The sequence below is a fragment of the Micromonospora sp. NPDC093277 genome (assembly GCF_044765245.1).
In the GTDB taxonomy this organism is placed as follows: Bacteria; Actinomycetota; Actinomycetes; order Mycobacteriales; family Micromonosporaceae; genus Micromonospora.
On the sequence record NZ_JBIWJO010000010.1, the window covers coordinates 246935 to 257998 of the forward strand.

General features: G+C 73.0%; 11 protein-coding genes. All 11 read left to right on the top strand.

What is annotated here, in order from left to right; all coding sequences use genetic code 11:
* The first annotated feature begins 85 nt into the window (after nt 1–85).
* The 11 genes from ACIRG9_RS23040 to ACIRG9_RS23090 all read left to right on the top strand — a co-directional run bounded on the left by ACIRG9_RS23040 (nt 86) and on the right by ACIRG9_RS23090 (nt 10923).
* A complete protein-coding gene (locus tag ACIRG9_RS23040) occupies nt 86–970 on the top strand; it encodes a tryptophan 2,3-dioxygenase (RefSeq protein ID WP_402859347.1) in 885 nt (294 codons plus the stop codon).
* 14 nt (nt 971–984) lie between these two features.
* A complete protein-coding gene (gene kynU, locus ACIRG9_RS23045) occupies nt 985–2265 on the top strand; it encodes a kynureninase (RefSeq protein WP_402859350.1) in 1281 nt (426 codons plus the stop codon).
* Nucleotides 2262–3596, top strand: coding sequence for an FAD-dependent oxidoreductase (locus ACIRG9_RS23050; protein WP_402859353.1), 1335 nt, complete (start codon nt 2262–2264; stop codon nt 3594–3596). Before kynU ends, ACIRG9_RS23050 begins: the two co-directional genes overlap by 4 nt.
* 20 nt (nt 3597–3616) lie before the next feature.
* Nucleotides 3617–5098, top strand: coding sequence for a 2-hydroxymuconic semialdehyde dehydrogenase (locus ACIRG9_RS23055; protein WP_402859502.1), 1482 nt, complete (start codon nt 3617–3619; stop codon nt 5096–5098).
* Nucleotides 5099–5223: 125 nt separating this feature from the next.
* Entirely contained in the window at nt 5224–6027 is an 804-nt protein-coding gene (locus ACIRG9_RS23060) for a 2-keto-4-pentenoate hydratase (protein ID WP_402859356.1), read from the top strand.
* 47 nt (nt 6028–6074) lie between these two features.
* On the top strand, nt 6075–7040 hold the full coding sequence (locus ACIRG9_RS23065) for an acetaldehyde dehydrogenase (acetylating) (RefSeq protein ID WP_402859505.1): 966 nt from the start codon (nt 6075–6077) through the stop codon (nt 7038–7040).
* A complete protein-coding gene (gene dmpG / locus ACIRG9_RS23070) occupies nt 7037–8152 on the top strand; it encodes a 4-hydroxy-2-oxovalerate aldolase (RefSeq protein WP_402859359.1) in 1116 nt (371 codons plus the stop codon). The genes ACIRG9_RS23065 and dmpG overlap by 4 nt, the downstream gene beginning before the upstream one ends.
* The gene (locus ACIRG9_RS23075) at nt 8149–8922 is read left to right on the top strand and encodes a 2-keto-4-pentenoate hydratase (RefSeq protein WP_402859362.1); all 774 of its coding nucleotides are present in this window, start codon (nt 8149–8151) and stop codon (nt 8920–8922) included. The genes dmpG and ACIRG9_RS23075 overlap by 4 nt, the downstream gene beginning before the upstream one ends.
* 65 nt (nt 8923–8987) lie before the next feature.
* Nucleotides 8988–9398 carry a RidA family protein gene (locus ACIRG9_RS23080; RefSeq protein ID WP_402859508.1) on the top strand — a complete coding sequence of 137 codons (411 nt, stop codon included), beginning with the start codon at nt 8988–8990 and terminating at the stop codon, nt 9396–9398.
* Nucleotides 9395–9919 carry a 3-hydroxyanthranilate 3,4-dioxygenase gene (locus ACIRG9_RS23085; RefSeq protein ID WP_402859365.1) on the top strand — a complete coding sequence of 175 codons (525 nt, stop codon included), beginning with the start codon at nt 9395–9397 and terminating at the stop codon, nt 9917–9919. The genes ACIRG9_RS23080 and ACIRG9_RS23085 overlap by 4 nt, the downstream gene beginning before the upstream one ends.
* The gene (locus ACIRG9_RS23090) at nt 9919–10923 is read left to right on the top strand and encodes an amidohydrolase family protein (RefSeq protein WP_402859368.1); all 1005 of its coding nucleotides are present in this window, start codon (nt 9919–9921) and stop codon (nt 10921–10923) included. Before ACIRG9_RS23085 ends, ACIRG9_RS23090 begins: the two co-directional genes overlap by 1 nt.
* Nucleotides 10924–11064 lie beyond the last annotated feature (141 nt).

The following is an 11064-nucleotide window of genomic DNA, read 5'->3' on the forward strand; positions in this document are numbered from 1 at the left end:
AACCACCGTACCGCCGTTGAACAGGCATTCCATCGGCGGATCCACTGGCGGGATCATGTCGTCTACCCCGGGTTTCGAAAGGGAGATGACGGTGAAACAGACGGCGACGGTACGGCCGGCGACCCCGCGTCAGCGGGCGGAGCGGGCGGCACGCAACGGCGGCGAACCGACGCTGGAGTTCGCCGAGCGGGTGCCCTACGACGCGTACGTTCGGGCCAGCACGCTGCACCGGTTGCAGCAGCCGCTCAGCGACGACCCGGGCGAGATGTCCTTCCTGATGGTCAGCCAGATCATGGAGCTGTACTTCGGGCTGACCTGCCACGAGCTGCGGCACGCCCAGCGGGAGCTGCGGGCCGACCGGATCTGGGAGGCGCTACCCCCGCTGCGTCGGGCGGCCCTGCACCTGGACGGGCTCAACGCCGCCTGGCAGGGGCTGCGTTGGATGACCCCGGCCGACTTCAACCGCTTCCGCGACCGGCTCGGTGAGGGCTCCGGCTTCCAGTCCGCGATGTACCGCCAGCTCGAGTTCCTGCTCGGCCTCCGCGACCCGACGCTGATCCGCCCGTTCCGCCGGCAGAACGAGGTGTACGCGGAGCTGACGGCGGCCCTCGCCACGCCGAGCCTCTGGGACGACGTGGTGGCCCTGCTCGCCCGCCGCGGCTTCGACCTCCCCGCCGAGCTGCTCGACCGGGACGTGACGACCGAGCACGAGGCGCATCCGGCGGTCGAGGCGGCCTGGGTGCGGATCTACGCCGACGGCGGCCCGGACAACCACCTGCGGCTGCTGGGCGAGGCGCTGACCGAGGTGGCCGAGCGGTTCGGTGACTGGCGCTGGCACCACGTCAAGGCGGTGCAGCGCACCATGGGCGCCAAGGTCGGCAGCGGCGGCTCCGCCGGTCTGGCCTGGTTGCAGCGCAGCATGGCCCGGGTGGTCTTCCCCGAGCTGTGGTCCGCCCGGACCGCGATGTGAGCGGAGAGCGAGAGATGCACATCCCCGAAGAAGCCGAGGCACACCGCCTCGACGCCGTCGACCCCGGGCACCGGCGCCTGTTCCACGTGCCTCCCGCCGAGGGCGGGCGCTACCCCGAGGTGGCGTACCTGGCCGGCAACTCGTTGGGCCTGCAACCCCGGGCCACCCGGGAGGAACTCCTCGCCGACCTGGACGGCTGGCAGCGGCTGGGCGTGGAGGGGCACCTGGAGGCGGAACGCCCCTGGCTGCCGTACCACGAACTGCTGACGGCGCCGGCCGCGCGACTGGTCGGCGCGCTCCCCGCGGAGACCGTGGTGATGAACTCCCTCACGGTCAACCTGCACCTGCTGATGGTGAGCTTCTACCGGCCGGCCGGCGAGCGGACCCGGATCGTCATCGAGGACAGCGCCTTCCCCTCGGACAGCTACGCCGTGCGCAGCCAGGCCCGCTTCCACGGCCTCGACCCGGACGCCACTGTCGTACGGCTCAAGCCGCGCCCGGGCGAGGACACCCTGCGCACGCAGGACGTCCTCGACTTCCTGGCCGCCGAGGGGCACACCGTCGCGCTGGTGCTGCTCGGCGGGGTCAACTACCTGACCGGCGAGCTGATGGACATCCCGACGATCACCGCCGCCGGGCGGGCCGCCGGGGCGGTGGTCGGCTGGGACCTGGCGCACGCGGTCGGCAACGTGCCCCTCGCCCTGCACGACTGGGACGTCGACTTCGCCGCCTGGTGCTCGTACAAGTACCTCAACTCGGGACCCGGTGCCCTCGCCGGCGTCTTCGTCCACGAGCGGCACCTCGGTGACCCCGCCCTGCCCCGCTTCGAGGGCTGGTGGAGCACCGCGGCGGCGACCCGGTTCGAGATGACCCCGGTCTCCCGGCCGCCGGCCACCGCCGAGGCGTGGCAGATCTCCAACCCGCCGATCTTCGCGATGGGTCCGGTGCGTACCTCGCTGGAACTGTTCGACTCGGTCGGCATGCCGGCGCTGCGGGAGCGCAGCCTCCGGCTCACCGGCTACCTGGAGCGGCTGCTGGACGAGGTGACGGCCGACCGGTCGCTGGCCGTGGTCACCCCGCGCGACCCGGCCCGCCGCGGCTGCCAGCTCTCCGTCCGGATCGGGATGGGCAGCGCCAACGAGCTGACCAAGCGGCTGCGGCACGAGCACGGTGTGATCGCCGACGCGCGGGAGCCGGACATCGTCCGGTTCGCCCCGGTGCCGCTCTACTCGACGTACCACGACTGCTGGCGGGTCGCCGACGCGCTGGCCGCGACCGTGGAGGCCGCCTCATGAGCGAGGAACGCGAGGAGATCGCCGTCGTCGGGGCCGGACTGGCCGGCTGCCTGCTGACCTGCTACCTGGCCCGGCGCGGCTACCCGGTGGCCCTCTACGAGCGGCGGCCGGACCCGCGTGCCGGGCGGGTGGAGCGGGGCCGCTCGATCAACCTGGCGCTCTCCGAGCGCGGCCTCGACGCGCTGCGGCGGATCGGGCTGGAGCGGCAGGTGATGGCGGACGGGCTGCCGATGCGCGGCCGGATGATCCACCCGGTCGAGGGGATTCCGCAGTTCCAGTCGTACAGCAGCACCGGCGACCGGGCGATCAACTCGATCAGCCGGGGCGCGCTGAACAACGCGCTGCTGAACGCCGCCGCCGCGCTGCCGGGCGTGCGGATCGCCTTCGACCACCGGCTGGTCGGGCTCGACCCGACCACCGGCGAGATGACCTTCGAGACCCCACAGGGCAAGGTCGCCACCACCGCGTCGGTCGTCCTCGGCGCCGACGGCGCCGGCTCCGCGGTGCGCGGGCAGCTCCTCGGGTACGGCGCGCTGACCGAGAGCCTGGACTTCCTCGACTACGGCTACAAGGAACTCACCATCCCGCCGCTCGGCGGTGACTTCGCCCTGGATCCGGGCGCCCTGCACATCTGGCCGCGCGGCACCTCGATGATGATCGCGCTGCCCAACCCGGACCGGTCGTTCACCTGCACGCTGTTCTGGCCCACCCACGGCACCGCGAGCTTCGCGTCGCTGGGCAGCCCGGCCGCCATCGAGCGTTACTTCGCCACCCACTACCCGGACCTGATCCCGCTCGCCCCGAACCTGGTCGACGACTACCAGCACAACCCGGTCGGCGTGCTCGGCACGGTTCGCTGCACGCCGTGGCAGGTGGACGGGAAGGTCGGCCTGCTCGGCGACGCGGCGCACGCCATCGTGCCGTTCTACGGCCAGGGCGCCAACTGCGCCTTCGAGGACGTGGTCGAGCTGGACCGCTGCCTGGACGAGTGCGGCGACGACTGGTCGGCGGCGCTGCCGCTGTACCAGCGGCGGCGGCAGGCCAACGCCGAGGCGATCGCCCGGATGGCGCTGGCCAACTTCGTGGAGATGCGGGACAAGGTCGCCTCCCCGGTGTTCCAGACCCGCAAGCGGGTCGAGCACGCCCTGGAGCGGGCCCTGCCCGGCCGGTACCTGTCGCAGTACGAGCTGGTCTCCTTCTCCACCACCCCGTACGCGGAGGTGCGTCGCCGGGTGCGCCGGCAGTACCAGGTGCTGGGTGCGGTGGCGGCGGGTGCGGTGGCGGCGCTGGCCGGTGTGGCGATCGCGTTCGGCCGGGGGAGGCGGGGATGACACTCTGGGATCCGCGGCTGATGGCGGGGCACGCACCGGGCGGGCCGGGCCTGCTGCGCAACTTCGTCGGCGGCGAGTTCGTCGATGCCGGGCGGCGGTTCACCAAGCGCAGCCCGGTGACCGGCGAGCCGGTCTTCGAGGTGGTCGAGGCCGACGCGTCCACGGTGGACGGCGCGGTGGCCGCCGCCCGGGCGGCGCTGCGCGGCCCGTGGGGCCGGATGGGGGAACGGGAACGCGCCGAGGTGCTCCGCCGGGTCGCCGACGAACTGGAACGGCGCTTCGACGACCTGGTCGCCGCCGAGGTCGCCGACACCGGTAAGGCCATCTCCCAGGCCCGTACGCTGGACATTCCGCGTGGCGCGGCCAACTTCCGGGCGTTCGCCGAGATCGTGGCGACCACCCCGACCGAGTCGTTCACCACGGTCACCCCGACGGGCGGCCGGGCGCTGAACTACGCGGTCCGCAAGCCGGTCGGCGTGGTCGCGGTGATCGTGCCGTGGAACCTGCCGCTGCTCCTGCTCACCTGGAAGGTCGCCCCCGCCCTGGCCTGCGGCAACGCGGTGGTGGTCAAGCCCAGCGAGGAGACTCCCGCCTCGGCCACCCTGCTCGCCGAGGTGATGGCCGCGGCGGGCGTACCCGAGGGCGTGTTCAACCTGGTGCACGGCTTCGGCCCCGACTCGGCCGGCGAGTTCCTCACCCGGCACCCGGACGTCGACGCGATCACCTTCACCGGGGAGTCCGCCACCGGCAGCGCCATCATGCGGGCCGCCGCGGACGGGGTGAAGGCGGTCAGCTTCGAGCTGGGCGGCAAGAACGCCGGGCTGGTCTTCGCCGACGCCGACCTGGACGCGGCGGTCGCCGGCTCGGTCCGGTCCAGCTTCACCAACGGTGGCCAGGTCTGCCTCTGCACCGAGCGGATCTATGTGCAGCGGCCGGTCTTCGAGGAGTTCACCGCCCGGTTGGCCAAGCGCGCCGACGAGCTGGCGTACGGCTGGCCGGCCGACGAGGCCACGGTGAACATGCCGCTGATCTCGCACACCCACCGGGACAAGGTGCTCGGCCACTACGAGCTGGCCCGCACCGAGGGCGCCGAGGTGCGCGCCGGTGGCGGGATGCCGCGCTTCGGCGACGCCCGCGACGGTGGCGCGTACGTGCGGCCGACGGTGCTGACCGGGCTCGGGCCGGACGCGCGCACCAACCGGGAGGAGATCTTCGGCCCGGTGGTCCACGTCGCACCCTTCGACACCGAGGACGAGGCGTACGCGCTGGCCAACGGCACCGACTACGGCCTGGCGGCGACGGTCTGGACCCGGGACGTGGGCCGGGCGCACCGGGCCGGGTCCGGGCTGGACGCCGGCATCGTCTGGGTCAACACCTGGTTCCTGCGCGACCTGCGGACCCCGTTCGGCGGGGTGAAGGCGTCCGGCATCGGCCGGGAGGGTGGCGTCCACTCCCTCGACTTCTACTCCGAACTCACCAACGTCTGCGTGGACCTCGGATGAGCGGGCGGCAAGCGCGCGGCGGGCAGAATGCACGGCATCGTGAGCGCGAGGAGCGAGCCGGGGTTGCGAGCCCCGCAGTCGCGAACCGTCGCGAGCGCCGTCAGCGAACGCAGCGAGGAGCGGGGATGACCACCGTCGACATCGAGGCCGCCAACCGGGAACTTGCCGTCGCCCGGCAGGACGAGAAGCCGTGCCCGCCCCTGCGCGGCCGGCTGCTGCCCGAGGGCGACATCGAGGCCGCCTACCAGGTGCAGCAGGTCTACACCCGGCAGCGGCTCGGCAAGGGCCACCGCCGGGTGGGCGCGAAGATCGGGCTGACCTCCCGGGCCGTGCAGGAGAGCTTCGGCGTCTTCCAGCCCGACTTCGGGGTGCTCTTCGACGACATGGCGGTCGGCGACGGCGTCGAGGTGCCGATGAGCCGGCTGCTCCAACCCCGGGTGGAGGCGGAGATCGCCTTCGTGCTCGGCGCGGACCTGCCCGACGAGCGGGTCACCACCGTCGACCTGGTCCGGGCCGTGGATCACGTGCTGCCGGCCATCGAGATCGTCGACTCGCGGATCGCCGGGTGGGACATCTCCATCGTGGACACGGTGGCGGACAACGCCTCCAGCGGGCTCTTCGTGCTCGGCACCGCACCCCGCCGGCTCGCCGACGTCGACCTGCGGCTCTGCGGGATGGTGCTGGAGCACGCCGGCGAGCCGGTGTCCGTCGGCGCCGGGGCGGCCTGCCTCGGCAATCCGCTGCACGCGCTGGAGTGGCTGGCCGCGACGATGGCCCGCGCCGGCGACCCGCTGCGCACCGGGGACGTGGTGCTCTCCGGGGCGCTCGGCCCGATGGTGCCGGTCACCCCCGGCGCGGCGTACGAGGCGCGGATCTCCGGGCTCGGCTCGGTGCGTACCTGTTTCTCTTCATCGGAGGTGGCGGCATGACAGCCGGGGTGGCGGTGCCTCATGGCGGCACGGAGCGGAGTGCCGGCCTGAGCGTCGGCGTGGCGGTGCTCGGGTCGGGCAACATCGGCACCGACCTGATGATCAAGGTGCTGCGGCTGAGTGACCGCCTGCGCATGGTGGCGATGGCCGGCATCGACCCGGCCTCGGACGGCCTGGCCCGGGCCCGGCGGCTCGGCGTGGCGACCACCGCCGAGGGCGTGGACGGCCTGGTGGCGCTGCCCGAGTTCGCCGACGTCGAGCTGGTCTTCGACGCCACCTCGGCCGGCGCGCACCGGCGCCACCACGAGGTGCTGCGGGCGCACGGCAGGACCGTGGTCGACCTGACCCCGGCCGCCATCGGCCCCTACGTGGTGCCCCCGGTCAACCTCGACGAGCACCTGCACGAGACCAACGTCAACATGGTGACCTGCGGCGGGCAGGCGACCGTGCCGATCGTGCACGCCGTCGGCCGGGTCACCCCGGTCGCGTACGGGGAGATCGTCGCCTCGATCGCCTCGAAGTCGGCCGGTCCGGGCACCCGGGCCAACATCGACGAGTTCACCGAGACCACCGCGCGGGCCATCGAGGTGGTCGGGGGCGCCGGGCGCGGCAAGGCGATCATCGTGCTGAATCCGGCCGACCCGCCGCTGCTGATGCGGGACACCGTCTACTGCCTCTGCCCGGAAGCCGACGCCGACCGCGCCGCCGTGGCCGCCTCGGTGGCCGACATGGTGGCCGCCGTGCAGGAGTACGTCCCGGGGTACCGGCTCAAGCAGGACGTGCAGTTCGACCGGGTCGAGGCGTACGTGCCGGCGCTGGGTCGGGCGTTCACCGGGCTCCAGGTCTCGGTCTTCCTGGAGGTCTCCGGTGCCGGGCACTACCTGCCCGCGTACGCCGGGAACCTGGACATCATGACCTCGGCCGCGCTGCGCACCGCGGAGCGGCTCGTGGCCCTGCGCTCGGCCGGGCACGGCCCCGCGCCGGCGCAGCAAGCGGAGGTGACCGTCCGATGACTGATCTTTACATCCAGGACGTGACGCTGCGGGACGGCATGCACGCCATCGCGCACCGGTACACGGTGGACCAGGTGCGGACCATCGCCGCCGCGCTGGACGCGGCCGGGGTGGCCGCGATCGAGGTGGCGCACGGTGACGGCCTGGCCGGCTCCAGCGTCAACTACGGTCACGGTGCGGCGAGCGACGCCGACTGGATCTCGGCTGCCGCCGAGGTGCTGACCAACGCGAGGCTCACCACCCTGCTGCTGCCCGGCATCGGCACCATCGCCGACCTGAAGGCGGCCAGGGCGCTCGGGGTGACCAGCGTCCGGATCGCCACCCACTGCACCGAGGCGGACATCTCCGCCCAGCACATCTCCTGGGCCCGGGAGAACGGCATGGACGTCTCCGGGTTCCTGATGATGTCGCACATGAACGACCCGGCCGGGCTGGCCGCCCAGGCCCAGCTGATGGAGTCGTACGGGGCGCACTGCGTCTACGTCACCGACTCCGGTGGCCGGCTGCTGATGTCCGACGTGGCCGAGCGGGTCGACGCGTACCGGCAGGTCCTCGCGCCGGAGACGCAGATCGGCATCCACGCCCACCACAACCTGTCGCTCGGCGTGGCCAACAGCGTCGTCGCCGTCGAGCACGGCCGGATCCTCGGGGACGGGCCGCTCGGCTCCCCGTCCGGGCGGACCGTCCGGGTGGACGCCTCGCTGGCCGGCATGGGCGCGGGCGCCGGCAACGCCCCGCTGGAGGTCTTCGTCGCGGTCGCCGAGCTGCACGGCTGGAAGCACGGCTGCGACGTGTTCGCGCTGATGGACGCCGCCGACGACGTCGTCCGCCCGCTCCAGGACCGGCCGGTCCAGGTGGACCGGGAGACCCTCTCCCTCGGGTACGCGGGGGTCTACTCCAGCTTCCTGCGGCACGCCGAGCGCGCGTCGGCGAAGTACGGGGTGGACGTCCGCTCGATCCTGGTCGAGCTGGGCCGGCGCCGGATGGTCGGCGGCCAGGAGGACATGATCGTTGACGTTGCGCTGGACCTCGCCGGCGAGGAGGCCGTGAGCGTGCGGAGCGAGCCGGGTCTGCGAGCCCCGCAGTCGCGAACGAAGGGTGACGCAGCATGATCGGACCGGACATCGCCGGGATCGCCGAGAAGCTGGGTGCGGCCGCCGACACGGCCACCGCGATCCCGCAGCTCGCCGCCGAGACCGGCCTCGACGTCGACACCGCGTACGCGGTGCAGACCGCGCTGCTGCAGCGCCGCCTCGACCGGGGCGAGCGGCTGGTCGGGCTGAAGATGGGGCTGACCAGCAAGGCGAAGATGGCCCAGGTCGGGGTGGACGAGGTGATCTGGGGACGGCTCACCGACGTGATGCGGGTCCCCGACGGCGGGACGGTCGACGTGACCGACTTCATCCACCCACGGGTGGAGCCGGAGGTGGCGTTCCTGCTGGACCGCCTGCCCGAGCCCGGCGAGCCGGTCGGCGCGTTCACCGACGCGGTCCGCGCGGTCGCCCCGGCGATCGAGCTGATCGACTCCCGGTACGCCAACTTCACCTTCTCGCTGCCGGACGTCGTCGCCGACAACACTTCGGCCGCCGCGTTCGTCGTCGGTCCGTGGTCGCCGGTGCCGGACGGGCTGGACAACCTCGGCGTGCTGCTGGAGATCGACGGGCGGGTGGCGCAGGTCGGCTCGACCGCGGCGATCCTCGGCGACCCGCGCCGGGCGTTGGACGAGGGCCTCCGGCTGGCCGGCCGGCACGGCGTCCGGCTGCGTGAGGGCTGGGTGTTCCTCGCCGGCGCCGCCACGGCCGCCGTGCCGCTGCGTCCCGGGGCTCACGTCCGTGCCGTCGTCGAGAAGCTCGGCACCGCCTCGCTGCGGGCGTCGGCGTGAGCGCGAGGAGTGAGCCGGTCCGGCGAGCCCCGCAGTCGCGAACCGAGGACAGCCCGACCGCCCGGGTGGTGGCCGGGAAGGCCGTGCCGCGCGGGGCGTTTCCGCACGTCAAAGTGGCCGGCGGGTTCGTCTTCGTGTCGGGTACGTCGTCGCGGCGACCGGACAACACCTTCGCCGGCGTCTCGGTGGACGAGTTCGGCACCACGGACCTGGACATCCGGGCGCAGACGGGGGCGGTCATCGAGAGCATCCGGGACCTGCTGCGGTCGGTCGGGGCGGACCTGGCCGACCTGGTCCAGGTGACCAGCTACCTGGTCAACATGAATGACTTCGGTGGATACAACCAGGTGTGGGCGGAGTTCTTCGACGCCACCGGACCGACCCGGACCACGGTGGCCGTGCACCAGCTGCCGCATCCGCACCTGCTGATCGAGATGCAAGCCGTCGCCCTACTACCGCCGGGAGGTCCGTCATGAGTGAGATCGCCGAGCCGTTCAGCTTCCAGGGCTGGATCGGCGCGAACCAGCACCTGCTGAAGCCGCCGGTGGGCAACAAGGAGATGCTGCCGGGCAGCGACGACTTCATCGTGATGGTGGTGGGCGGCCCCAACCAGCGGACCGACTTCCACGTCGACCCGTACGAGGAGTTCTTCTACCAGGTCAAGGGCAACATGCACGTCAACCTGATGCTCCCGGAGGGCCCGCGTACGGTGCACATCCGCGAGGGTCAGATGTGGATGCTGCCGCGCAACACCCCGCACTCGCCGCAGCGGCCGGAGGCCGGCTCGATCGGCATGGTGATCGAACGGGTACGCGAGGAGGGCACGCTGGAGAAGTTCCAGTGGTACTGCCCCGAGTGCAGCCACCAGGTGCACGAGGTGGAACTCCAGGTCCGGGACATCGCCGCCGACCTGCCCCCGGTGTTCCAGACGTTCTACGCCGACGAGAAGGCCCGCACCTGCACCAACTGTGGCGCGCTGCACCCGGGTAAGGGCTGATGCCGGGGCTCGTCGTGGACGTGCACACGCACGTCGTACCGAAGGGGTGGCCGGAGCTCACCGCGGCGTGCGGCGGGTCCGGCTGGCCCTGGCTGCGGGTGGACTCCGAGCGCGCCGCCATGATCATGGTGGGGGAGACGGAGTTCCGGCCGGTCGGCGCGGAGTGCTGGGACGCGCGGACCCGGCTGGCCGACATGGCCGCCGACGGTGTCGACGTGCAGGTGGTCTCGCCCACCCCGGTCTTCTTCAGCTACGACCGCCCGGCCGAGCAGGCCGCCAAGGTGGCCCGGATCTTCAACGACCTCACCCTGGAGGTCACCGCCGCCGGGGGCGACCGGCTGGTGCCGTTCTGCCAGGTGCCGTTGCAGGATCCGGACCTGGCCTGCGCGGAGCTGGACCGCTGCCTGGCGGCCGGGCACACCGGGGTGGAGATCGGCAACCACGTCGGCGACCGTGACCTCGACGACGCCGGCGTCGTGCAGTTCCTGACCCACTGCGCGCGGGTCGGCGCGCCGGTCTTCGTGCACCCCTGGGACATGCCGGGCGGGCCGCGACTGGACCGCTGGATGGCCCGCTGGCTGACCGGAATGCCGGCCGAGACGCACCTGTCGGTGCTGGCGCTCATCCTCGGCGGCGTCTTCGACCGGGTGCCGGAGACGCTGCGGATCTGCTTCGCGCACGGCGGCGGCAGCTTCCCGTTCTGGCTCGGGCGCGCCGACAACGCCTGGCACCGCCGAGGCGACCTGGTACGCGGTGCCTCCACCGCCCCGCCCAGCTCCTACGTCGACCGGTTCAGCGTCGACTCGGTGGTCTTCGACCCGGCCGCGCTGCGGTTGCTGGTGGACACCATGGGGGAGGACCGGGTGCTGGTCGGCAGCGACTACCCGTACCCGCTCGGGGAGCGGCCGGTCGGGCGGGTGGTGCGGAAGGCGGACTTCCTCACCGCCGACCAGCGCGACAAGCTTCTCTCCCGCAACGCCCTGCGCTTCCTCGGCCGGCGCTGACGGTCGTGGGGGGGCGCCCCGGGGGGGGCCCCCCGGGGGGGGGGGGGGCGGGGCCGCCCCCCCCCCCCCCCCCCCCCGGCACACGGCCCCCCCCACCGCCCGGGGCGCCGGTGCAGCCGGGGGGGGGGGGTGCCCCACCAG